Here is a 21538-nt window from a genome sequence, read left to right as displayed (position 1 = left end):
GCCACTGCGCGGCGTTTCTCCTGTCGGACGGCCCGCCCAAGAATGACATTCATTCTCATTTGAAGGGCTAGAATCCGCCCCTTCCAATGAAGACCGCCTCCGCTCCCGAGAACCGCCGCCGTGCCTACTGGCTCAAGACCCTGCACGAATGGCACTGGGTGAGTTCGGCGCTGTGCCTGATCGGGATGATCCTGTTCAGCGTCACCGGCTTCACGCTCAACCACGCGTCGCAGATCGAATCCAAGCCGCGGATCACCACGCTGCGTGCGAGCGTCGATGCAGCCCAGCGCGAGCGGCTCGCGCTGCAGGCGGGCGAGATCGTGAAGAACCGCAAGGGCCGGGCCGAACTGCCCGCCGAGCTGCAGGCCTGGGTGAAGAAGACCTGGCAGATCGACACGACCGGCGAGGCCGAGTGGTCGGCAGAAGAAATCTACCTCTCGCTGCCCCGCCCCGGCGGCGACGCCTGGATGCGGCTCAACCTGGACGACGGCGAGGTCGAGTACGAACGCACCGACCGCGGCTGGATCTCCTACCTCAACGACTTGCACAAGGGCCGCCACACCGGCGTGGCCTGGAGCTGGTTCATCGACATCTTCGCCGGGGCCACGCTGGTGTTCTCGATCACCGGCCTCTTCATTCTCAAGATGCACGCCGGCAACCGGCCCTTCACCTGGCCGATGGTCGGCATGGGCCTGGTCATTCCGGTGCTGCTGGCATTGCTGTTCATCCACTAGATCGTTCGCTCGAAAAAGAAAGGCTTCTCCGTGCAAGTCCGCTACTCCCTGGCCGTGCCAGCGCTCGCCGCCCTGTTCGGCGCCCCTGTCTTCGCGGCCGGTCTCGGGGCCAGCATCGAAGTGCCGCGCATCAACGCGTCCGAGTACCACCGCCCCTACGTGGCGGCCTGGATCGAACGCGCCGACAACAGCGTGGCCGCCACGGTCGCCGTCTGGTACGACGTGCGGACCAAGACCAACAACCCCGAGGGCGAAGGCACCAAGTGGCTCAAGGACCTGCGCCAGTGGTGGCGCCGCACCGGCCGCGACCTCGAGGTGCCGATCGACGGCGTGACCGGCGCGACCAAGCCCGCCGGCAAGCACCCGATCAACCTGGCCGATGCGGCAAGCGCCAAGCTCGCACCGGGCGCCTACAAGTTCGTGGTCGAGGCCGCGCGCGAAGTCGGTGGCCGCGAGGTGGTGACGATTCCCTTCCAATGGCCGCCGGCCAAAAAAGACCAGCAGAGCGCCAGCGGAAGCACGGAGCTGGGCGAAATCAAACTCGAACTCAAGCCCTGAGCTTCTCCGATCCAACCCTTCACCGGAACCCCAACATGAACCTCTCGCTTCGCTCCATCGCCCTGGCCGCGACCCTGGCCGCGACCCTGGCTGCCACGCTCGGCGCCGCCCATGCCCACAACGCCTGGCTGCTGCCCTCGACCACCGTGCTGTCCAAGCCCGACACCATCTCGGTCGACGCCGCCATCTCGAACGACCTGTTCGTCGCCAACCATGCGGCCATGCGGCTCGAGAACCTGCAGATCACGGCGCCGGACGGCAGCGCAGTCAAGGCCGAGAGCGAAGCCAAGCTCAAGCACCGCAGCGTGTTCGACGTCAACGCCGCGCTGCCGGGCACCTACCGCATCGCGGTGGTCAACAGCGGCGCCTTCGCGAGCTGGAAGGACAAGGCCACCGGCCAGCCCAAGCGCGCGCGCGGCACGGCCGAATCGATCGCCAAGGACATCCCCGCCGACGCGCAGGACGTGGTCCTCACCCAGTCGATCGGCCGCATCGAAACCTTCGTCTCGGTCGGCAAGCCGTCCGCGCCCAAGGCCATCGGCCAGGGCCTGGAACTGGTGGCGTCCAGCGGTGCGCTCACCGACCTGGCCAAGGGCGAGAAGTCCAGCTTCACGCTGCACGTCGACGGCCAGCCGGCCAAGAACCTGGAAGTCACGGTGACCGCCGGCAACACGCAGTACCGCGATGCGCTGGGCGAACTGAAGCTCAAGACCGACGACAAGGGCCAGTTCAGCGTGACCTGGCCGACCGCCGGCATGTACTGGATCGATGCCAGCACCAAGGACAGCAAGACCACGCTGCCGCAAGCCAAGGAACGCCGCCTGAGCTACGCCGCCACCGTGGAAGTGATGCCCTGAGCCTTGCCGCCTCGAAAGAAGCCGTGACGGAGCGCCCATCGTTCGCCACCTGGCGCGCCGGCGGCTACGCGAATGCGGCCGCCCCGCGCCGCGCCGATCCGGCCAGCCTTCAAAAGCTGGCCGGTCGCACGATGGGCACGACCTGGTCGCTGGTGTTCGACAACCCGGCGATGCTGGCGCTCGACACCGTCGAGGCCGCCGTGCAGACGGCGCTGGATCGCGTGATCGCGCAGATGAGCACCTGGGAACCCGGCTCGGACATCAGCCGCTTCAACGCCGCTCCCGCCGGCAGCCGCCATATGCTCCCTCCGGCCTTCGCAGAGGTGCTGGGCTGTGCGCTGCACTGGGCGCAGACCAGCGACGGTGCGATCGACCCGACCGTCGGCGCGCTGGTCGCGCTCTGGGGGTTCGGCGCGCATGCACACCGCTTGGCCGAAGCGGTGGTGCCACCCTCGCCCGCCGCACAGGCCGCAGCGCGCTCGCGCACCGGCTGGCAGCGGCTCGAATTCGATCCCATTGAAGGCTGCATCACGCAGCCGGGCGGGCTCCTGCTGGACCTTTCCGGCGTGGCCAAGGGCTTCGCGGTCGATCAGGTGGCCGAGGCGCTGCAGGCCCTGGGCCTGCGCGACCTGCTGGTCGAAGTGGGCGGCGAGTTGCGCGGCCTGGGCCGGCGCCCTGGCGGCGCCTCCTGGTGCGTACGCGTCGATGCGGACGGCGAAGACCTGCCGCCGGTGGCGTTGAACGATCTCTCCATCGCGACCTCGGGCGATCGCTGGCATGCCCACGCGCACGCCGAGCGTCGCTGGTCGCACACCATCGATCCGCGCACGGGCGAGCCCGCCTCGGCCGCGCTGGCCTCGGTCACGGTACTGCACGCCCACTGCATGCAGGCCGATGCGCTGGCCACTGCGCTCACGGTGCTGGGAGCCATCGACGGCCCGGTCTTCGCGCAGCAGCACGGCATCGCCGCGCTCTTCGTCTGCCGTGACGGCAGCGCACCGCGCGTCACGACGACCGCGGTCTGGCGCGCGCTGAACACCTGAAGATGACCGAACCGCTTCTGCGCGCCCTGGCCGCGGGCCTGATGGTGCTGGCCTATGCGGCGATGTGCCTGGCGATCTGGCGCCGCCAGCGTCGCCGTCATGCCGCGGATGCGCGTGCGGCGACCGCGCTGGCCGGCGACGGCGCGCAGGCGCCGGTCCTGGTGCTGTTCGCGAGCCAGACCGGCCAGGCCGAAGCCCTGGCCTGGCAGACCGGACGTGCGTTGCACGCACAGGGCACGCCGGTGCGCGTGCTGTCGCTCAACGACCTCGATGCGCCCACGCTGCGGGCCGCGCGGCAGGCACTCTTCATCGCCAGCACCTACGGCGAAGGCGATGCGCCAGACGACGCGAGCCTGTTCACCGAGAACTTGATGGGGGCGCCCGAGTCGCTGCCCACGCTGCGCTACGCGTTGCTGGCACTGGGCGACCGCCAGTACGCGCACTTCTGCGGCTTCGCGCGCGCTCTCGACGACTGGCTGCAGGCCAGCGGTGCCCTGCCGATCGCGCCGCGCATCGAGGTCGACAACGGCGATCCCGCAGCACTGGCCGAATGGCATGCGCAATGGGGTGGCGCCACCGCCGACACGGAAGAGATGGCCTTCGCGCCTTGGCAACTGGTCGCGCGCGAACGGCTCAACCCGGGCAGCGAGGGTGGCCCCGTCTTCCATCTCGGCCTGCGCCCTCCCGCAGGCATGGCGATGCATTGGCAGTCCGGCGACCTGGCGCAGATCGCGCTGGCCGACGACCCGGGCCGGCCGCGCGACTACTCGATCGCCTCGCTCGCCACCGACGGCGAACTGCAGTTGCTGGTGCGCCAGGAGTGCCATCCGGACGGCACGCTGGGCAAGGCCTCGGGCCTGCTCACCTCGACGCTGGCCCTGGGCGATTCGGTCGCGCTGCGCGTGCGCACACACCGCAACTTCCGGCTCGACGGCAATGCCGACCGCCCGCTGATCCTGATCGGCAACGGCACCGGCCTGGCCGGCCTGCGCAGCCATCTGCGCGCCCGCGCACGGGCCGGCCAGCACGAGAACTGGCTGCTGTTCGGCGAACGGCATGTCGCGCACGACGGACTCTACAGCGACGAACTCGCGGCCTGGCTGGCCAGCGGCGTGCTGCAGCGGCTGGACCGCGTGTTCTCGCGCGACCAGGCCGAACGCCTCTACGTGCAGCACCGCCTGCTGCAGGCGGCCGACGACGTGCAGGCCTGGCTGGCGCGCGGCGCGGCCGTCTACGTGTGCGGCAGCCTGCAAGGCATGGCCGGCGGCGTCGACGCGGCGCTGCGCCAGATCGCCGGCGACACGACGGTGCGCGAACTCACCGCCAGCGGCCGCTACCGGCGCGACGTGTACTGAAGGTGCCGCGGTCTGCGGCCGCGTTTCGTTGCTACGCGGCAACAATCCTCGCGCATTTCGTGACATCAGGTATTGATAGTCATTATCATTCGCACGCCTCGCGCACCGCAGTCCCGAGGCACCTCCACCCAGCCAGTCTTTCGCCTGCACGCGCCCGCGTGCAGCGCCTGATCCGCCAGTCGAGTTCTCACATTTTTCCCGTCTCTTCCAGAGAACATCCATGGCCTATATCCAAAGTCGCAAGCACACCACAACACGCGCCATCGTCCCTCTGAGCGGCATCGCCGCCGCCACGCTCGCGGCCTTCGCGATGCCGGTGGCCGCGCAGACCGCCAACACGCTCAAGGAAGTGCGTGTGCAGGACTCCATCACCGCCGCCGACTACAAGGCCGACACCTCGGCCAACAGCAAGTTCACCGCGCCGCTGGTCGACACGCCGCAGACCATCTCGGTGATCAAGGAACAGATCATTCGCGAACAAGGCGCGACCACGCTGTCGGAAGCCCTGCGCAACACGCCGGGCGCCAGCGCCTTCTACCTGGGCGAGAACGGCAACACCAGCACCGGCGACGCGATCTACATGCGGGGCTTCGACAGCTCCAGCAGCATCTTCGTGGACGGCGTGCGCGACCTGGGCTCGGTCTCGCGCGACGTGTTCAACATCGAACAGGTCGAGGTGGTGAAGGGCCCGGCCGGCACCGACGTGGGCCGCACCTCGCCCACCGGCTACATCAACCTGATCACCAAGAAGCCGAAGCTCGAAGACAGCTTCACCGGCTCGATCGGCCTGGGCACCGACAGCTACAAGCGCGGCAGCCTCGACTGGAACAAGGCCCTGAGCGGCGAGAACGGTGCCGGTGGCGCCTTCCGCTTGAACCTGGTCGGCGAAGATGCCGACGTGGCCGGCCGCGACGTCGTGAAGAACAAGCGCTGGGGCATCGCACCGTCGCTGGCGCTCGGCCTCAACACCCCCACACGCCTGTTCTTCGACTACGTGCATGTGCAGCAGGACAACATCCCCGACGGCGGCGTGCCGACCATCGGGCTGCCCGGCTACACGAACCCCGATGCGCTCAAGCTGGGAGCGGCGCGCCGCAGCTTCCTCGACACCGCCGGCCGGGTCGACTCGAGCAATTTCTACGGCACCTCGTCCGACTTCGACAAGGTCAAGAGCGACATGTTCACCGCGCGGGTCGAGCACGACATCACGCCCGACATGACGATCCGCAACACGACGCGCTACGGCAAGACGTCGCAGGATTACATGCTGACCGCCTTCATGGGCGCCGGCCGGACGCTGGATGCGAAGGGCGTGCTGGTCCCCATCACGCCGACCTCGGCCTTCCTGGCCACGCCCGTGGCGGGCAATCCCGCCACCTGGACCGTGTCGCGCAACCTGCCCACCAACAAGCTGCAGGAAAACACGATCTTCGCCAACCAGACGAACCTGAACGCGAAGTTCAAGACGGGCTCGGTCGCCCACTCGCTGAGCGCCGGGGTCGAACTGATGCGCGAAGAGCAGAGCAGCCGCGGCTTCTTCGGGCCAGCAGCGACAGCGAACGGCCAACCCGTCAACAACGGCGCCTGGCCCGCGGCCAACCTCTACGCACCCGATCCGAACGTGACGGGCTACCAGCGGATCCGCAGTGGCGCCGACAGCAAGGGCACCACCACGACCATCGGTCTGTACGCCTTCGACACCCTGAAGCTCAACGAGCAGTGGCAGATCACCGGTGGCATCCGCTTCGACCACTACAGCACGGACTACACGGGCGCCACGCTGTCGACCACCACCACGGCACCGAAGCTGCCGCCCGGCACGCTCATGCCCACCTCGCTGAAGCTGTCGGACAACCTGTTCACCGGCAAGATCGGCGTGGTCTACAAGCCGGCCGAGAACGGCAGCGTCTACGCGGCCTACGGCACCGCGGCGCAACCGCCGGGCGGCGCCAACTTCGCGCTCAGCGCGGGCGGTACGGGCAACAGCGCGGCGCGCATCGATTTCGAGCCGCAGAAGGCCAAGACCATGGAGCTCGGCACCAAGTGGGACGTGCTGAACAAGCGCCTGGCGCTGACGGCCGCCATCTACCGCACCGACGTGACCAATGAAGTGGTCCAGGACGCGGCCTCGCAGTTTTACTATCAGACCGGCAAGAAGCGCGTCCAGGGCATCGAGCTCGGCGCGGCCGGCGCCATCAACGACGCCTGGGGCGTCAGCGCGGGCTTCACCACCATGGACACCAAGGTCGCCAGCGGCCCGGTCGTGCTGGCGGATGGCGGCACCGCACTGGCCTACACGCCCAAGAATGCCTTCACCGCATGGACCACCTACGTGCTGCCCTTCGGCCTGACCGTCGGCGGCGGCGCGCGCTACAACGGCAAGCTGCACCGCGGCACCGACGGTGCCGTCGGCACGCCGGCCTCGGTCGATGCGTACTGGGTGGTCGATGCGATGGCCTCCTACCGCATCAACAAGAACATCGACCTGCAGTTCAACCTGTACAACGTGTTCGACAAGGAATACGTCGCGGCGATCAACAAAAGCGGCTACCGCTACACCCCGGGCGCCCCGCGCACCGCGCGTCTGACCGCCAACTTCGCCTTCTGAGCTGCGTCGGCCTGTCGCATCCGGTCGGGTGCGACACTCCCAGCCTCGGCGCTCCCGCCGGGGCTTTTTTCATCGTGAGACTGCTGAAATGATGCTGCACATTCCCGAAGTGCTGAGCGCGGTCCAGGTGCGCGAGATGCGCGCTGCGCTGGATGCGACCGACTGGGTCGACGGGCGCGAGACGGTCGGCGCGCAAGGCGCGCAGGTCAAGCGCAATCGCCAGCTGGCGGAACAGTCGCCGGTCACGGCCCGGCTCGGTGGCCTGGTGCTGGCCGCCCTGGCGCGCAGCACCCTGTTCTTTTCCGCGGCACTGCCCTTGCGCTTCATGCCGCCGCTGTTCAATCGCTACGAAGGCGGCGAGCACTATGGCCTGCACGTCGATGGCGCCGTGCGTTCGGTGCCCGGTACCGGCCTGCAGTTGCGCACCGACCTGTCGTGCACCCTCTTCCTGAGTGGTCCGGACGACTACGAGGGGGGCGAACTCCAAGTGGTCGACACCTACGGCACGCACGACGTCAAGCTGCCGGCCGGCGACCTGATCCTCTACCCGTCGAGCAGTCTCCACCGGGTGCATCCGGTGACGCGCGGCGCCCGGGTGTGTTCTTTCTTTTGGCTTCAGAGCATGGTGCGCGACGACCAGAAGCGCGGCATGCTGTTCGAACTCGACCAGTCCATCCAGAAGCTGCGCGGGCGCCTTGGCGACGTCGATGAGACGGTCGCCCTGACCAACCACTACCACAACCTGCTGCGCATCTGGTCCGAGGTCTGAGGCGGCGGCGCGGGGAACCCCGGCAGCGCCAAGGGATAGTCATTGCAAATGCGACGAATTCGTATTTATAATTGGCTTTCTTCAACCAGCCAGCCAAAGCGCCTTCACTGCCATGATCGTCTGCGTGTGCCGCCGAGTGTCCGACCGGGAAATCGCACGTCATGCGCGCGCCGGCATGACTTTCGACGAAGTGCAGTTCGAACTGGGTGTTGCCACGCAATGTGGTCGATGCGAAGGCTGTGCCCGCGACGTCGTCGCGCAGTGCAGTGCTTCGCACCCGGTCGCCGCACTCAACCGCGATGACGGGGCCCGGACCATTCAGCTTGCGACTTCCATCCGGGAAAGCAGCGCATGGAACTCTTCTCCGCACTCGCTGGCAGCCTGATCTTCGTCGCCGGCTCGGTCTGGTGGATTTTTCGCAAATAGACAGCGGTTTGTGCTGCACTAGGGTTTGCCCCGGCAAATCCTGATCGATGGGTGAATCGTGTCCGACCGCTTTTCTTCGTCTCCTCCCACGGCGCTGGGCCTGTCCCGCAATGCCGTCATCGCGGGCAGCGTGGTGCTGTTCCATGTGGCCGCACTCTGGGCGCTGCAGAGCGGTCTGATCCGCAAAGCCGCCGAAGTGATCATTCCCGTGGAAATCCTGAGCGAGTTCGTCGAACCGCCCAAGCCCAAGGAATTGCCGCCGCCCCCCCCTCCTCCGCCGAAGCCGCAGCCCAAGCAGGTCAAGACACCGCCGCCGCCGCGACCGATGGCCATCCGCACGCCCGCGCCGGCCCCCGACGCCCCGACCGGCGTGACCGAACCGCAACCGCCGGCCCCGCCGCTCGCTCCCCCCGCACCGCCGGCCCCGCCCGCGCCACCGGCCCCGCCGCCGGCCCCGCCCGCGCCGCCTTCGGTGCAACTGCCAACGAGCAATGCCGACTACCTGAACAACCCGAAGCCGGTGTATCCCGCCATGAGCAAGCGCTTGGGCGAGCAGGGCAAGACCATCGTCCGCGTGTTGATCGGGGTCGATGGCCTGCCCAAGAGCGCCAGCATCCGCGAGTCGAGCGGCTACGAGCGCCTCGACGAAGCCGCACGCACGGCCGTCCTGAGCTGGCGCTACGTGCCGGGCAAACGAAATGGAGTGGTTGAACCGATGGAGTTCAACGTGCCGATCCACTGGGTTCTCAACTAATTTTTCTGGAGCAGTTTCGTATGGATTCCCAATTTGGCCTGATGAACGTATGGAGTCAGGGCGACTTCGTCACGAAGTTCGTTGCCGTCCTGTTGATCGGCATGTCGCTGGCATCCTGGATCGTCATCTTCATCAAGGCGATCGACGTCATCAAGTACAAGCGCCTGGCGCGCCAATCGCAGGACTTCTGGCACAGCGAGGATTTCGCGACCGCGCTGAACAAGCTGGGCAAGGACGAAAGCAACCCCTTCCGCGGCCTGGCCCTGGAAGGCCGCGAAGCCGCCGCCCACCACCGCAACACCAAGGCGCATCTGCATGACGCGCTGGACGTGAGCGACTGGATCACGCGCGCCCTGCGCAACGGCATCGACGAATTCACCGCCCGCCTGCAATCGGGCCTGGCGATCCTGGCCTCGGTGGGTTCGACCGCGCCCTTCATCGGCCTGTTCGGCACGGTGTGGGGCATCTACCACGCGCTGATGAGCATCGGCTCGGCCGGCCAGGCCACCATCGACAAGGTGGCGGGCCCGATCGGCGAGGCGCTGATCATGACGGCGCTCGGCCTGGCCGTGGCCATCCCTGCGGTGCTGGGCTACAACGCCCTGGTGCGCGGCAACAAGTTCGTGCTGACCAAGCTCAACAGCTTCGCCCACGACCTGCACGCCTACTTCGTGACCGGTGCGCGCGTCCAGGCGACCGACGCGACCATCGTGCCGCTCAAGAAAGGCTGAGACCATGCACACCCAAGTCCAGACCCATCGGGAGGCATGACCCATGGCCTTCGGAACCCAAGACGAACCCGATGAGGTGATGAACGAGATCAACATGACGCCGCTGGTCGACGTCATGCTGGTCCTGCTGATCATCTTCATCATCACGGTGCCCGTGATGAAGCACGCTGTGAATATCGACCTGCCGCAGGCGACCAGCGAGCCCGAGCAGACCAAGCCGCAGAACATCCTGTTCACGGTGGCCGCCGACGGCAGCTACTACTGGAACGAGAACAAGATCGAGGACAGCGCCCTGCCCCAGCTGCTCGCAGCCGAGGCCGGCAAGGACCCGCAGCCCGAGCTGCACATCCGCGGCGACAAGGCCGTTCGCTACGAGCGCGTGGCGCAAGCCATGTCGGCCGCGCGCGAAGCCGGCGTGCGCAAGATCGGCTTCATCACCGAGCCGAACGCCGCGAAGTAAAGGGATCCATCGAAGCGACTGAAAAAAAGCGATCGCGGTGATTGACTAAATTATTGCGAATCATTATCATTCAGTCATCGTTTCGATCAAGGAACTCCAGATGCAAGCCAACCCCATCGCCTCCCCCGTCCTGAGCCACCCCTCGCTCGACCAAGCGGGCAGCGGCATGGTCTCCGCTCAGGCCACGCGCCCGACGCCGATGGTGGAAAGCACCGACCTGCTGCGCGGCAGCAAGACGGTCGGCATCATGCACAACGGCTCGCTGTACCGCCTGCAAGCCACCAAACTCGGCAAGCTGATCCTTACGAAGTAAGGGCCGGTTCGCCTCTCGCGCAAGTTTCATCGTGGGGCGACTCGAGGAGATCACTCTCCAAAGGGTCGTTTTTTGCTAGCCAACGGCCTGCCGACCAGCCAAGCTTTTTTTTCCACTTTGCCGCCATCCAAAGAAAACGCCGACCCTCAGGTCGGCGTTTTGCTTGGGAGGTGGGGTGTTCTTACAGGCCGAGCGCCGCGATGCCGGCCTTGGCGATCTGCGCGTCTTCGTTCGACTTCACGCCGCTGACGCCGACGGCGCCGATCACCTGGCCGTCCTTCACGATCGGCACGCCGCCTTCGAGCAGGCCCTGCACGAAGGGCGCCGTCAGGAAAGCCGTGCGCCCCCCGTTGATGATGTCCTCGTAGACCTTGCTTTCGCGGCGACCCAGTGCCGCCGTGTGGGCCTTGGCCGGTGCGATGTGCGAGGAGAGCGCGGCCGCGCCGTCGAGGCGCTGCAGCCACAGCAGGTTGCCGGCGTCGTCGGAGATCGCGATGGTCACGGCCCAGTTGTTCTTCAGGGCTTCGGCTTCGGCAGCTGCGGCGATGGTCTTGACGTCGGCGAGTTCGAGAAAGGACTTTGTCTTCATGGCATATGGCAGAGGGAGTGAACCTGCGAGCATAACGTCGGGGGCCTCAAAACCCTGCTGGCGTGAGGGCAGCACGGCGGGCGGTTTTTGCCGTAGGCTTCGGTTTGCGCCCCTAGAATGTTCGATCTGCAGTCCTGCAGCCAACCTGGAGTTTCAGCAATGAACGACCGCGTCACCACCCTCGACACCACCGCTGGCTACGGCCAGGCGCTGCCGCAGGCCGAACGCCAGCGCGTCCTGCGCAATACCTACTGGCTGCTGGCGCTGAGCCTGCTGCCCACCGTTCTGGGCGCCTGGATGGGCGTCTCCACCGGCATCACCCGCTCGCTCTCCGGCGGTTTCGGCCTGGTGGTCTTCATGGTCGGCGCCTTCGGCTTCATGTTCGCCATCGAGAAGACCAAGAACTCGGCCGCCGGCGTGCCGGTGCTGCTGGCCTTCACCTTCTTCATGGGCCTGATGCTCTCGCGGCTGATCGCGATGGTGCTGGGCTTCAAGAACGGCTCCGAACTCATCATGACGGCCTTCGGCGGCACCGCCGGCGTGTTCTTCGTGATGGCCTCGCTGGCCACGGTGATCAAGCGCGACCTGTCGGGCATGGGCAAGTGGCTGTTCGTCGGCGCGATGGTGCTGATGATCGGCGCCGTCATCAACGTCTTCGTCGGCTCGAGCGCCGGCATGATGGCCATCTCGGTGGCCGCCATCGGCATCTTCTCGGCCTTCATGCTCTATGACCTCAAGCAGATCATGGACGGCGGCGAGACCAACTACATCAGCGCCACGCTCGCGCTGTACCTCGACCTGTTCAACGTGTTCCAGAGCCTGCTGGCCCTGCTGGGCATCTTCGGCGGCGAGCGCGACTGAGAACGCTTCGCCCCGAGCAAAAAGGCCCCGAGGGGCCTTTTTTCATGCGCGTTCGAAAACCGCGATCGACTCGACGTGCGCCGTGTGGGGGAACATGTTCACCATGCCGGCCGCGACGCAGCGGTAGCCGGCCTGGAGCACCAGCACGCCGGCATCGCGCGCCAGCGTCGACGGGTTGCAGCTCACATAGACGATGCGCCGGGGTGGCGTCCAGCCGTCCGTGCGCGGGCCTTCCTGCTGATGCAGGTCGGCCAGCGCCTTGACCAGTGCGAACGCACCCTCGCGCGGCGGGTCGACCAGCCACTTGTCGGCCGCGCCATCGGCCACCAGCATCGCAGGCGTCATCTCGAACAGATCGCGGGCCACGAAACGCGTGGCGGCCAGCGCACCGCGCGCCGGCAGCTCGGGGCGGTTGCGCTGGAAGTTGTCGGTGGCCCGGGCCACCAGCGTGTCGCTGCCCTCGATGCCCAGCACCTCGCGCGCCAGCGTGGCCAACGGCAAGGTGAAATTGCCCAGGCCGCAGAACCAGTCGATCACGCGTTCGTCGCGCTGCACGTCGAGCAGGCGCAACGCGCGGCCCACCAGCACGCGGTTGATGTGCGGATTGACCTGCGTGAAGTCGGTCGGCTTGAAGGGCATGGTCACGCCGAACTCCGGCAGGCCGTAGGACAGCAGCGGACCACCTTCGTCGAGCAGCTTCACCGTGTCCGGACCCTTGGGCTGCAGCCACCATTGCACGCCCTCGTTCTGCGCGGCGAAGTCGCGCAGGCGCTGCAGGTCGGCAGCGGACAGCGGCTGCAGGTGGCGCAGCACGAGCGCGATCACGCCCAGTCGGGTGGTGCCGGGCGCGTCGCCGCAGGCCAGCTCGATCTGCGGGCAAGTGTCGCGCGCGTCGAGCGACCCGATCAGCGCGCGCAGCGGCATCAGCATGTCGCTGACCTGAACCGGCAGCACCGGGCAGACTTCCATGTCGGCCAGGTAGCGGCTCTTGCGCTCGTGGAAGCCGATCAGCACCGTGCCCTTCTTGACCACGTAGCGCACCGACAGCCGCGCCCGGTAGCGGTAATGCCAGGTCGGGCCGGCGAGCGGCCGCAGCATGGTCTCGGGGCGCACCTTGCCCAGGTGCCACAGGTTGTCTTCCAGCGCCCGCTGCTTGACGGCCACCTGGGCCGCGGCATCGAGGTGCTGCATCTTGCAGCCGCCGCACGCGCCGGTGTGCAGGCCGAAATGCGGGCAGCCGGGGCGCACGCGCTGCGACGACTCGCGACGGATCTCGGTCACCGTGCCCTGGGCCCAGTTGTTCTTCTTGCGATGCTGGTTGAACTTCACTTCCTCGAAAGGCAATGCGCCCTCGATGAAGACCACCATGCCATCGGCCCGGTGGGCCACGCCTTGTGCCTCGAGATCGAGGGACTCGACCTTCAGCCATTCATCGTGGGGAGCGACAACAACGGCCTCCCCTTTTTCTTCTGTCGTCGAATCGGTCATGGGGAGATTTTCTCAGACCGCCGTCGGTGCTACGGCGTCGCATAACGATGCGGCGCGCGTCCCAGGGGATCGCGCGCCGCACGGGAGGAGTGAAAAGGCGTTATCGCGAAGGCAGGTAGCGCGCGGGGTCGACCGGCTTGCCCTGGCGGCGGATCTCGAAATGCAGCTTCACGCGATCGGCGTCGCTGTTGCCCATCTCGGCGATCTTCTGCCCCTTCTGCACCGACTGGTCTTCCTTCACCAGCAGCGCCTGGTTGTGCGCATAGGCCGTGAGGTAGGTGTTGTTGTGCTTGAGGATGATCAGGTTGCCGTAGCCGCGCAGGCCGGCACCGGCATACACCACGCGGCCGTCCGCCGCGGCCAAGACGGAATCGCCGGCCTTGCCGCTGATGTCCAGGCCCTTGTTCTTGGCTTCGTCGAAGCCCGCGATCAGCGAGCCCTGCGCAGGCCAGATCCAGCCCAGGTCCTCGTCGCCTGAGGCGGCCGCCGGCGGCGTCGCCGGCTTGGCCGGTGCGCTGGCCGCGGCCGCGGCGGCGGCAGGCGCCGACGCGACGACAGCGGGTTGCGGCGCCACCGGACGCGTGACCACGCCGTTGGATTCGACGGTCGCGGGCGCTGCGGCCACGGCGGTCGAGGCCGACGGCGCAACGACGCGCAACACCTGACCCACTTCGATCAGGTCGGGGTTGTCCAGGCTGTTCCAGCGCGCGATGTTCTGCCAGGTCTGGCCGGTTTCGTTGGCGATGCGGCGGATGGTGTCACCCGGGCGCACGGCGTAGTAGCCGGGCTTGCCGTAGTTCTCGATGCCCGGCAAAGGCTTGCCCGATGCATCGGTGGTGATGGGCGGGAGCCCATTGGCCGGCGTGCTGCCGGTGCCTGCGCGAGCCATGGTGCCACGGTCTTCGACGGGCACGGGGCCACTCGGCGTGGAACAGCCCGCAATCACGAGCATCGACACCAGCATCAAGCCGGTCAACCAGCTCCGATTGCGATAACCCTGCATGTTTTTCTTCCTTCAAGCGATCCCCGATTTTAGGGGGACAAAATGGACCGCCTCGAGAATGCGTCGCTGCAGCCCCGTGACGGTTTTATCGATCACGACCAATGCCTGGCCGCCACTGGCGGAATGCGTGGGCGCCACGATGCGCCCGCCCACGGCCAGTTGTTCGATCCAGGCCTCGGGCACCGCTTCGCCGCCGGCCGCGGCAATGATGCCCGCATAGGGCGCGCCCTTGGCGTAGCCGATCATGCCGTCACCCAGTATCAGGTGCAGCGTGGCCAGGCGGAAATGACGGATGTTGGCGCGCGCGCGTTCGTGCAGCCCTCGCAGCCGCTCGATGCTGTACACCTCGCTGGCCACATGGCTCAACACGGTCGCCTGATAGCCGCAACCGGTGCCGATCTCCAGCACGCGACCGAGTTTGTCGTGGGGCCGGTTGGCCATGGCAGGCGCGGCCAGCAGCAGCTCGATCATGCGAGCCACCACGTTGGGCTTGGAGATGGTCTGGCCCAGGCCGATCGGCAGGCTGGTGTCTTCGTACGCCTGGTTGACCAGGGCGCTGTCGACGAAGCGGTGCCGCTCGACCGCGCCCATCGCACGCAGCACGCGGGTATCGGCCACACCTTGCGCGGCCAGCCGCTGCACCATGCGCGCGCGCACCGCATCGGAGGCCATCGACGGCGTGGCGGAAACCAGCGGCACCATCGGCACCGACGGCTGCCGGCCCCGCGTGACCGCCGACGCGGTGGAAGTCAGGCGCACCGGAAAGCCGGGACGTGCGGGAGGTGGCGTCGCCATCAGTGCGGCTTCACCGCAGCAACCGCGTCACCGTCTCGCCCCATTGGCCGAGATTGGCATGGTCGGTCAGGTCGATCTGCAAGGGGGTCAGCGCCACATGGCCCGCGGCCGTGGCGTGGAAATCGGTGCCCTCGCCGCTGTCCTTGGCGCCGCCGGCACCGGCGATCCAGTACATCGTCTCGCCGCGCGGGCTCTCCTGCGTGACCACCTTCTCGGAAGCATGGCGTCGCCCGAGGCGGCACACCTTGATCGGCTTGAGCGCGTCGAAAGGCAGGTTCGGCACATTGACGTTGAGCAGCCAGGCCGGCCCTTCGAGCATGCGCTCGCGCTCGATGCGCTCGACCAGCCGGCGCGCCACGCGCGCGGCCGCATCGACGTTGGCCCAGCCCTTCTCGGTCTGCGAGAAGGCGATGGCGGGGATGCCGAACAGATAGGCCTCCATGGCCGCGCCCACGGTGCCCGAATAGATGGTGTCGTCGCCCATGTTGGCGCCGTTGTTGATGCCGGACACCACCAGGTCGGGCCGGTAGTCGAGCACACCCTTGAGCGCGATGTGCACGCAATCGGCCGGTGTGCCGGTCACATAGCGGAAGCCGTTGTGCGCGCGATGCACGTACAGCGGCGCCGACAGCGTCAAGGCGTTCGACTTGGCGCTGTTGTTGTGCTCGGGGGCTATGACCTCCACGTCGGCCACGTCCTTGAGCGCATCGTGCAATGCGACGAGGCCGGGAGCCTGGAAGCCGTCGTCGTTGGAAATGAGTATCTTCATGGCGTCTGAGAGTGCGCGCGATTGTAGGCCGCGGGCCGGTCACGGCAGGGACAAGAGCGTCCGGGCCTCCGCCCTATCATCGCCTCGATACACCGTCCGAACGACCCTTCGAAGGAGACACCTGCATGCACGCTTGGCTTTGCGAAACCCCCACCGGCGTCGACGCCCTCACCTGGACCGAACAGCCCACACCGACGCCCGGCCCCGGCCAGGTGCTCATCGAGATCAAGGCCGCGAGTCTGAATTTCCCCGACCTGCTGATCGTCCAGAACAAATACCAGATCAAGCCGCCATTGCCGTTCGTGCCCGGATCGGAATACGCCGGCGTGGTGCGCGCCGTGGGCGAAGGCGTCAAGAACCTCAAGCCCGGCCAGAACGTGGCATGCCTCTCGGGCACCGGCGGCTTCGCCACCCACACCCTTGCCCTCGCCGCCCTCTGCATGCCCTTGCCGGACGGCTTCAGCCACGTCGATGCGGCGGCGTTCATCATGACCTACGGCACCTCCTGGCATGCGCTCATGGACCGAGCCCAGCTCAAGGCCGGCGAGACCGTGCTGGTGCTCGGTGCGGCCGGCGGTGTCGGCACCGCCGCGATCCAGATCGCAAAAGCCGCAGGCGCCAGGGTCATCGCTGCGGCGTCGACCGACGAAAAATGCGCGCTTTGCGAATCGATCGGCGCCGATATCAGCATCAACTACAGCAAGCATGCATTGCCCGGTGGATTCCGCGATGCCATCAAGACTGCGACCGACGGCAAAGGCCCGGATGTGATCTATGACCCGGTGGGTGGCGATTTCGCCGAACCGGCATTCCGCTCGATCGGCTGGCGCGGACGCTATCTGGTGGTGGGATTCGCCGCTGGCGGCATTCCGACGCTGCCCCTGAATTTGACACTGCTCAAGGGCGCCTCGCTGGTCGGCGTGTTCTGGGGCGATTTCGCCAAGCGCGAACCGCAGGCCAACGCCCAAATGATGGCCGAATTGGCGCAATGGTATGCCCAGGGAAAGATCAAGCCCGTGATCGACCAGACCATGCCGATGGCCGAATTGAAGGCCGCCTACGCCTACATGGGCTCGCGCGGGGTCAAAGGCAAACTCGTCATGGTGAACTGACCCGCTCAGGCAATAAAAAAAGGCCCGCATGTGCGGGCCTTTTCATTGGGAGAACAGAAGGCCGGGGCGCTTCGCCTCACCCTCTGCTCACTTGATTTCGTAGTCGGACAACGACTTGCCGGCCGCCAGCGCTTCGGTCACCCAGCGCGGCTTGCGGCCACGGCCACCCGACCAGGTTTCGCCGGTCGGGCCGCGGTACTTGGCAGCAGCCTTGACGGGCGCTGCAGCGACGGTGCGCTTGCCGGTTGCGCGCGTCGTCAGCTTCAGGTCGCTGGCGGTCAGTCCGTATTCAGCGATCTTCTGGCGCAGTTCGTCGATCACACCTGCTCGTTCGTGGTTGCGCAGCTCTTCGGCCTGCGCGCGCAATTGAGCGATGTGCTCTTCGTTCTTTTTGATCTGGGAATTGATGTCGGCGAGAGTGGAGGCCATCGAAGTTCTCATTCGGATTGAAAGGAAAAATTTTAATTCAAAATCCTATAGGCACAAGCAGCGGTAACAAAATTTAGGCTCCGTCTTACACGTTGGTTTGGCAACCGGATTTTTTGAACCTTCCGCCTGACATGAACTCTACAATCCTTCACTTTGATCGGATGCTGACCCCGCACACGATCGGCGAGGGCGCTCAATAGACGCGGCCATCATGGTTTCCAGCGCAACGAAACCCTCGGCAATTGAGACCGGACACGGCCGTACGACCGTTGGTAAAGCGAATTACAAAGAGAAAGCCCCGACTTCAACCACCGGGGCTTTTGCTGGCTCTCAATTTTGTGCAGCAGACCGACGTGCTCAGGCGCCCAACGCCAGGTGCTGCCCATTCAGGGCCTGCGCCGCAGGTGAGGCCAGGAACGCGATGGTCTGAGCGGCGACGGCGGTCGACACCCAGTCCGACGGATTCGCATCCGGCATCGCCTGGCGATTGGCAGACGTGTCGAGCACGCTCGGCGCGATGCTGTTGACCCGGATGCCGTGCGGCGCCAGCTCGGCCGCCATTGCCTCCACCAATCGCTGCAGCGCGCTCTTGGAGGCGATGTAGGCAGACATCGCAGCCAGACCGCGGCCCGCGACCTTCGCACTCACCGCGATCACGCTGCCCTGCCCCTGCGCGATCATCAGTGGGGCGAAAGCCTGCGCCACGGCCACGAAGGACCAGGCGTTCAGATCCATCATCCGATCCCATGCGGCGCGGTCGAGTGCGTGCACGGTCGGCCCCATCTCGAAACCGCCCGCGGTGTGCACCACGGTGTCGATGCGGTGGAACGCCTTGGCAATCCGCGCCGACGCGGCCTGCATGCTGTCGGCCGACGTGACGTCGGCCGCGACCAGCAGGTGCTGCGAGTTGTTCAGACCGGGAAAGGCATCGACGAGCTGTTGCTCGTTACGGCCGATGAGCGCGATGCGCGCGCCCTCGTCGAGGAACCGCTGCACGGTGGCGCGCCCCAGCGCGCCTGCCGCCCCCGTGACGACGACGTGCGCCGGAGGTGTGGATGAAGGGGGAAGAGGAGTGGCCATGAAGTTTTTTCCAAAGAAGATGATTGGATCGTACGACAGTGCTTTTTCTGTGGCTATAATCGCAGTCTTGCCTGATAGCAGCAATGCTTCTCAGGGGCTCTTAGCTCAGTTGGTAGAGCAGCGGACTCTTAATCCGTAGGTCGAGTGTTCGAGTCACTCAGGGCCCACCAGAAATACCAACCGAATCAAGCACTTAGGTCACAAGCCTAAGTGCTTTTTTCTTTCCCGAGTCGCCTGCGCTCTCCGTGTCCGACTCGTGTCCGAAATTTTCCTGTGTCCGGCTCGCAGTTCGCTGCGTATCGCCAGAGCCACACCGGGCACTACGCACGGGAACGTGGTGTGACATATCCCTGCGGGTCATTGATCCAGGCTTTGCAGCGCCTCGGGGGTCCAACCGCATGCCCTTCCTCCCAAATGCACTGGCTGTGGGAACTTCCTATCGGAGATACGCCGGTACAGCGTGGCACGGCTCAACGCCGTGATTCGCAATACGTCGGCAATGCGATAGAACGCCGGCGCCGAAGAATTGAACCTGTCTGCAGGCGGCTGGTCTTGCAGTTCCTGAGGCATGAGGACTCCTGGTCTGTGATGGACTCAGAATGCTTCATCTCCCCTCGATGACACACCCGTGCCATCGCTGTCCAGCGAAGCGCAGCAAGGTTGCTGCGGATCATGAAATGCCGGACTGATTCAATCAGTCTTGGGCGTTGTCGTTTTGACCAACATGGCCTTGAAGCCGCGATCACGCGCGATGAAAGCAGCGTGGACAGCGCAGCGCCGGCCAGGATGCGGTCCCAGTGCCAGTGCCACACCCAGGTCTTCCTCCAACTCCTTGATCGTCAAGGACAGGGAGGGCTGGGTCTTGTGCAGCTTTCCTGCGGCACGACCGAAGTGCTCTTCCTCGGCAACGGCGATGAAGAGCCGAAGGTGTCTCATGTTCAGGGGCATGCGTGTCTCATTTTCTTGATTGAGGGAATGCGGCTCAGACTCCAACCGGCACCGACTCCAGGACTCGGCGGGGGCCGCTCATGTTTCGGCGTGCGGCGCCGGTACCGGTTCAGTCTTTCGGGGCATCCGGCGAGGGCTCGGCCTGCGCCTCTGCATCCGGCCCCTGCTGCAGTCCACCAATCCGCCGCGCCCGCTCGATGAACTTGGCCAGTTGCTCGGATGGCTTGTTGGCTTGGCGCATCAGGTAAGTGGTCACCGGCGGCAGTCCCGTCTCCATCGGCCGGACCACCACGTCCGCACGATGGAAGTGCGCGATCTGCGATTCGATGGCAAAGCCCACCCCATAGCCGGCACCGATCAGCATCAGCATGCTCTCGTGGCCCGAGACGTGTTCGGCGATCACCGGCTGCACGTTCTCGTCCGGGAGTTTCTCCAGCATCGCATCCACATAGGCATAGCCGCCCTGGCACAGCTCGGGGTGGGCCAGGATCAACGGGTACTGCACCGCCTCGGCCAGCTTCACCCGCTTGCGCCCGAACAGCGGGTGGCGCGCGGGCATCGCCACAGCCACCTCGTCGTGCCACAGCGCCTCGGCGGTGTAGCCTTCGCCCGGCTCATGGAACAGCGTGAAGCCCGCATCGACCTCGTCCTGCTGCACGGCCCGGATCAACTGGACCACCGGCATCTCAAAGAGGCGTATCTCCACCTCGGGGTCTTCGTCCCGGCACAGGGTGAACAGTTCCGTCATGCGCGGCTGCGCCAGGGCGTCGGAGATGGCGATGCGCAGGTACCCCCGGTAGCCCTGGCCGGCAGAGCGCGCCATGTCGCGCGCCTGCTGCACGACCGCCAGCACCCGTCGACACTCTTCCAGGAACACTTGGCCCTCGTCGGTCAGCCGTGTGATCCGGATGGCGCGATCGAGCAGGCCCACGCCCATGTCGTCCTCCAGTTCCTTCATGGCCTGGGACAGGGCCGACTGATCAATGTACAGGCGTGCTGCCGCGCGCGAAGTGCAACTCCTCTCCATGGAATGAAGTAGCGCATGTGTTTCAGGCCTGTTTGCATTCGATGTCTGCTTATCCTTACTTAACCACTCACACAAGATTCGCGGTGCCCCCATCGGCGGACGGGGTCCGCCAGCGTTGGGACAAGCCGCGTCGGGGTGAGCTCACGCCCACCATCACCGTCTGGCCGGAGGCTTCGGCGCAGTGGTCCAGGGCCTGACGCAGCGCGGTGTCCACGCTGCGCAGGGAGATGCGAAGCCAGGCGGCGACCTCCTGGCGGGTCTTGTCCTCCAAGCGAAGGGCGACCAGCACCGAGCGGTGGCGGCGCGGCAGGTGCTCCATGGCGCGCTCGACCGCTTCCAGTTCGGAGCGAGCTTCGGCGATGACATCGGGGCCGGGCGATTGATCGCTCAACGCCTCCAACTCGGAATCGACGTCGCTCGCGTACTGCCAGGGCCGGTTGCTGCGCAAGCGGTCCATCGCTAGGTTGCAGGCCACGCGGTAGACGTAGGCCTCCGGATTTTGCACAGGCTCGGATACGTTCATCTCGCCCAGACGCAGCCAGGCATCGTGCAGGCAGTCGCTGGCCAGGTCGGGAGAGCCCAGGTGGCACAGCAGGCGTTGGTGCAGGCGGGTGTAGTTGGCGGCCAGGAACTCGCGCAGCGCGGCGCCGCAGTCCTCTTCGGAAAGCGTCTCCACGGCAACGGAATCAGTAGCCTCGAACGATGCGAGGCGATGCCAGGCGCTCATGTCCATGACGGTGTGAACTCGCGAATCGGATGCAGGACGCCCGGTTACAGCGGTCGCGCGAGATCGACGCAGCCGCAAGCGCGGCACGCTACCACCAGATGC

24 protein-coding genes, 1 tRNA gene and 1 pseudogene are annotated in these 21538 nt (G+C 66.2%); 15 read left to right on the top strand and 11 right to left on the bottom strand.

The window, feature by feature from the left end:
- Positions 1-86 precede the first annotated feature (86 nt).
- The 12 genes from ACSFBC_RS18095 to hemP all read left to right on the top strand — a co-directional run bounded on the left by ACSFBC_RS18095 (position 87) and on the right by hemP (position 10608).
- Positions 87-734, top strand: a complete 648-nt coding sequence (locus ACSFBC_RS18095; protein WP_435511721.1) for a PepSY-associated TM helix domain-containing protein — start codon at positions 87-89, stop codon at positions 732-734.
- Between the two features lie 30 nt (positions 735-764).
- Complete coding sequence (locus tag ACSFBC_RS18090; RefSeq protein WP_435511720.1) at positions 765-1292, top strand: DUF2271 domain-containing protein; 528 nt, start codon at positions 765-767, stop codon at positions 1290-1292.
- Between the two features lie 35 nt (positions 1293-1327).
- Complete coding sequence (locus ACSFBC_RS18085; RefSeq protein ID WP_435511719.1) at positions 1328-2149, top strand: DUF4198 domain-containing protein; 822 nt, start codon at positions 1328-1330, stop codon at positions 2147-2149.
- Positions 2150-2172: 23 nt separating this feature from the next.
- Positions 2173-3192, top strand: a complete 1020-nt coding sequence (locus ACSFBC_RS18080; RefSeq protein WP_435511718.1) for an FAD:protein FMN transferase — start codon at positions 2173-2175, stop codon at positions 3190-3192.
- 2 nt (positions 3193-3194) lie between these two features.
- On the top strand, positions 3195-4547 hold the full coding sequence (locus ACSFBC_RS18075; protein WP_435511717.1) for a sulfite reductase subunit alpha: 1353 nt from the start codon (positions 3195-3197) through the stop codon (positions 4545-4547).
- 220 nt (positions 4548-4767) lie between these two features.
- Positions 4768-7155, top strand: coding sequence for a catecholate siderophore receptor Fiu (locus ACSFBC_RS18070; protein WP_435511716.1), 2388 nt, complete (start codon positions 4768-4770; stop codon positions 7153-7155).
- 88 nt (positions 7156-7243) lie between these two features.
- Positions 7244-7924, top strand: a complete 681-nt coding sequence (locus ACSFBC_RS18065) for a Fe2+-dependent dioxygenase (protein WP_435511715.1) — start codon at positions 7244-7246, stop codon at positions 7922-7924.
- Positions 7925-8036: 112 nt separating this feature from the next.
- Positions 8037-8309, top strand: a complete 273-nt coding sequence (locus ACSFBC_RS18060; protein ID WP_435511714.1) for a (2Fe-2S)-binding protein — start codon at positions 8037-8039, stop codon at positions 8307-8309.
- 96 nt (positions 8310-8405) lie between these two features.
- Positions 8406-9104, top strand: coding sequence for an energy transducer TonB (locus ACSFBC_RS18055; protein ID WP_435511754.1), 699 nt, complete (start codon positions 8406-8408; stop codon positions 9102-9104).
- Positions 9105-9124: 20 nt separating this feature from the next.
- Positions 9125-9835, top strand: a complete 711-nt coding sequence (locus tag ACSFBC_RS18050; RefSeq protein ID WP_435511713.1) for a MotA/TolQ/ExbB proton channel family protein — start codon at positions 9125-9127, stop codon at positions 9833-9835.
- A 43-nt stretch (positions 9836-9878) separates the two neighbouring features.
- Positions 9879-10295 (top strand): ExbD/TolR family protein, encoded by a 417-nt coding sequence (locus ACSFBC_RS18045; protein WP_435511712.1) that lies wholly within the window; start codon positions 9879-9881, stop codon positions 10293-10295.
- A 100-nt stretch (positions 10296-10395) separates the two neighbouring features.
- Complete coding sequence (hemP, locus tag ACSFBC_RS18040) at positions 10396-10608, top strand: hemin uptake protein HemP (protein WP_435511711.1); 213 nt, start codon at positions 10396-10398, stop codon at positions 10606-10608.
- Positions 10609-10789: 181 nt separating this feature from the next.
- On the opposite strand, the gene ACSFBC_RS18035 is transcribed toward hemP, so the two are convergent.
- Positions 10790-11197: a GlcG/HbpS family heme-binding protein gene (locus tag ACSFBC_RS18035; protein ID WP_435511710.1), complete on the bottom strand. Its 408-nt coding sequence runs from the start codon at positions 11195-11197 to the stop codon at positions 10790-10792.
- A gap of 159 nt (positions 11198-11356) precedes the next feature.
- Here ACSFBC_RS18035 and ACSFBC_RS18030 point away from each other — a divergent pair, with 159 nt between their 5' ends.
- A complete protein-coding gene (locus ACSFBC_RS18030) occupies positions 11357-12058 on the top strand; it encodes a Bax inhibitor-1/YccA family protein (protein WP_435511709.1) in 702 nt (233 codons plus the stop codon).
- 42 nt (positions 12059-12100) lie between these two features.
- Here ACSFBC_RS18030 and rlmD read toward each other — a convergent pair whose 3' ends face one another.
- From rlmD to surE, 4 genes are all read right to left on the bottom strand, one after another.
- Complete coding sequence (rlmD, locus tag ACSFBC_RS18025) at positions 12101-13546, bottom strand: 23S rRNA (uracil(1939)-C(5))-methyltransferase RlmD (protein ID WP_435511708.1); 1446 nt, start codon at positions 13544-13546, stop codon at positions 12101-12103.
- A gap of 100 nt (positions 13547-13646) precedes the next feature.
- Entirely contained in the window at positions 13647-14549 is a 903-nt protein-coding gene (locus ACSFBC_RS18020) for a peptidoglycan DD-metalloendopeptidase family protein (protein WP_435511707.1), read from the bottom strand.
- A gap of 12 nt (positions 14550-14561) precedes the next feature.
- Positions 14562-15344, bottom strand: coding sequence for a protein-L-isoaspartate(D-aspartate) O-methyltransferase (locus tag ACSFBC_RS18015; protein ID WP_435511706.1), 783 nt, complete (start codon positions 15342-15344; stop codon positions 14562-14564).
- Between the two features lie 10 nt (positions 15345-15354).
- On the bottom strand, positions 15355-16113 hold the full coding sequence (gene surE, locus ACSFBC_RS18010; RefSeq protein ID WP_435511705.1) for a 5'/3'-nucleotidase SurE: 759 nt from the start codon (positions 16111-16113) through the stop codon (positions 15355-15357).
- 125 nt (positions 16114-16238) lie between these two features.
- Between surE and ACSFBC_RS18005 the strand changes: the two genes are divergently transcribed.
- The gene (locus ACSFBC_RS18005) at positions 16239-17225 is read left to right on the top strand and encodes an NADPH:quinone oxidoreductase family protein (protein WP_435511753.1); all 987 of its coding nucleotides are present in this window, start codon (positions 16239-16241) and stop codon (positions 17223-17225) included.
- Positions 17226-17312: 87 nt separating this feature from the next.
- Here ACSFBC_RS18005 and ACSFBC_RS18000 read toward each other — a convergent pair whose 3' ends face one another.
- Together ACSFBC_RS18000 and ACSFBC_RS17995 are read right to left on the bottom strand one after the other, a co-directional pair.
- Complete coding sequence (locus ACSFBC_RS18000) at positions 17313-17654, bottom strand: H-NS histone family protein (protein ID WP_435511704.1); 342 nt, start codon at positions 17652-17654, stop codon at positions 17313-17315.
- 357 nt (positions 17655-18011) lie between these two features.
- Complete coding sequence (locus tag ACSFBC_RS17995; RefSeq protein WP_435511752.1) at positions 18012-18734, bottom strand: SDR family NAD(P)-dependent oxidoreductase; 723 nt, start codon at positions 18732-18734, stop codon at positions 18012-18014.
- A gap of 94 nt (positions 18735-18828) precedes the next feature.
- On the opposite strand from ACSFBC_RS17995, the gene ACSFBC_RS17990 reads away from it, so the two are divergent.
- Positions 18829-18904, top strand: a tRNA-Lys gene (locus tag ACSFBC_RS17990).
- A gap of 187 nt (positions 18905-19091) precedes the next feature.
- Here ACSFBC_RS17990 and ACSFBC_RS17985 read toward each other — a convergent pair.
- The 4 genes and pseudogenes from ACSFBC_RS17985 to ACSFBC_RS17970 all read right to left on the bottom strand — a co-directional run bounded on the left by ACSFBC_RS17985 (position 19092) and on the right by ACSFBC_RS17970 (position 21442).
- Positions 19092-19304: a helix-turn-helix transcriptional regulator gene (locus ACSFBC_RS17985; protein WP_435511703.1), complete on the bottom strand. Its 213-nt coding sequence runs from the start codon at positions 19302-19304 to the stop codon at positions 19092-19094.
- A 231-nt stretch (positions 19305-19535) separates the two neighbouring features.
- Positions 19536-19676 (bottom strand): annotated as a pseudogene (locus ACSFBC_RS17980) (LysR family transcriptional regulator); the annotation flags it as partial.
- Between the two features lie 115 nt (positions 19677-19791).
- On the bottom strand, positions 19792-20802 hold the full coding sequence (locus ACSFBC_RS17975; protein ID WP_435511702.1) for a LysR family transcriptional regulator: 1011 nt from the start codon (positions 20800-20802) through the stop codon (positions 19792-19794).
- The gene (locus ACSFBC_RS17970) at positions 20777-21442 is read right to left on the bottom strand and encodes an RNA polymerase sigma factor (RefSeq protein WP_435511701.1); all 666 of its coding nucleotides are present in this window, start codon (positions 21440-21442) and stop codon (positions 20777-20779) included. Before ACSFBC_RS17970 ends, ACSFBC_RS17975 begins: the two co-directional genes overlap by 26 nt.
- Between the last annotated feature and the right edge of the window lie 96 nt (positions 21443-21538).

Source organism: Variovorax frigidus (assembly GCF_051216515.1).
Lineage (GTDB): Bacteria > Pseudomonadota > Gammaproteobacteria > Burkholderiales > Burkholderiaceae_C > Variovorax.
Note: the sequence above shows the minus strand (reverse complement) of the source record. Positions and strands in the feature narration are given on the sequence as shown.

Excerpts from the sequence above, each read along its gene's own strand:
- ACSFBC_RS18095 (WP_435511721.1), top strand. The coding sequence starts at position 87 with ATGAAGACCGCCTCCGCTCCCGAGAACCGCCGCCGTGCCTACTGGCTC.
- ACSFBC_RS18085 (WP_435511719.1), top strand. The coding sequence starts at position 1,328 with ATGAACCTCTCGCTTCGCTCCATCGCCCTGGCCGCGACCCTGGCCGCG.
- ACSFBC_RS18075 (WP_435511717.1), top strand. The coding sequence starts at position 3,195 with ATGACCGAACCGCTTCTGCGCGCCCTGGCCGCGGGCCTGATGGTGCTG.
- ACSFBC_RS18070 (WP_435511716.1), top strand. The coding sequence starts at position 4,768 with ATGGCCTATATCCAAAGTCGCAAGCACACCACAACACGCGCCATCGTC.
- ACSFBC_RS18065 (WP_435511715.1), top strand. The coding sequence starts at position 7,244 with ATGATGCTGCACATTCCCGAAGTGCTGAGCGCGGTCCAGGTGCGCGAG.
- ACSFBC_RS18060 (WP_435511714.1), top strand. The coding sequence starts at position 8,037 with ATGATCGTCTGCGTGTGCCGCCGAGTGTCCGACCGGGAAATCGCACGT.
- ACSFBC_RS18050 (WP_435511713.1), top strand. The coding sequence starts at position 9,125 with ATGGATTCCCAATTTGGCCTGATGAACGTATGGAGTCAGGGCGACTTC.
- ACSFBC_RS18045 (WP_435511712.1), top strand. The coding sequence starts at position 9,879 with ATGGCCTTCGGAACCCAAGACGAACCCGATGAGGTGATGAACGAGATC.
- hemP (WP_435511711.1), top strand. The coding sequence starts at position 10,396 with ATGCAAGCCAACCCCATCGCCTCCCCCGTCCTGAGCCACCCCTCGCTC.
- ACSFBC_RS18035 (WP_435511710.1), bottom strand. The coding sequence starts at position 11,197 with ATGAAGACAAAGTCCTTTCTCGAACTCGCCGACGTCAAGACCATCGCC.
- ACSFBC_RS18030 (WP_435511709.1), top strand. The coding sequence starts at position 11,357 with ATGAACGACCGCGTCACCACCCTCGACACCACCGCTGGCTACGGCCAG.
- rlmD (WP_435511708.1), bottom strand. The coding sequence starts at position 13,546 with ATGACCGATTCGACGACAGAAGAAAAAGGGGAGGCCGTTGTTGTCGCT.
- ACSFBC_RS18020 (WP_435511707.1), bottom strand. The coding sequence starts at position 14,549 with ATGCAGGGTTATCGCAATCGGAGCTGGTTGACCGGCTTGATGCTGGTG.
- ACSFBC_RS18015 (WP_435511706.1), bottom strand. The coding sequence starts at position 15,344 with ATGGCGACGCCACCTCCCGCACGTCCCGGCTTTCCGGTGCGCCTGACT.
- surE (WP_435511705.1), bottom strand. The coding sequence starts at position 16,113 with ATGAAGATACTCATTTCCAACGACGACGGCTTCCAGGCTCCCGGCCTC.
- ACSFBC_RS18005 (WP_435511753.1), top strand. The coding sequence starts at position 16,239 with ATGCACGCTTGGCTTTGCGAAACCCCCACCGGCGTCGACGCCCTCACC.
- ACSFBC_RS18000 (WP_435511704.1), bottom strand. The coding sequence starts at position 17,654 with ATGGCCTCCACTCTCGCCGACATCAATTCCCAGATCAAAAAGAACGAA.
- ACSFBC_RS17995 (WP_435511752.1), bottom strand. The coding sequence starts at position 18,734 with ATGGCCACTCCTCTTCCCCCTTCATCCACACCTCCGGCGCACGTCGTC.
- ACSFBC_RS17985 (WP_435511703.1), bottom strand. The coding sequence starts at position 19,304 with ATGCCTCAGGAACTGCAAGACCAGCCGCCTGCAGACAGGTTCAATTCT.
- ACSFBC_RS17975 (WP_435511702.1), bottom strand. The coding sequence starts at position 20,802 with ATGGGGGCACCGCGAATCTTGTGTGAGTGGTTAAGTAAGGATAAGCAG.
- ACSFBC_RS17970 (WP_435511701.1), bottom strand. The coding sequence starts at position 21,442 with ATGGACATGAGCGCCTGGCATCGCCTCGCATCGTTCGAGGCTACTGAT.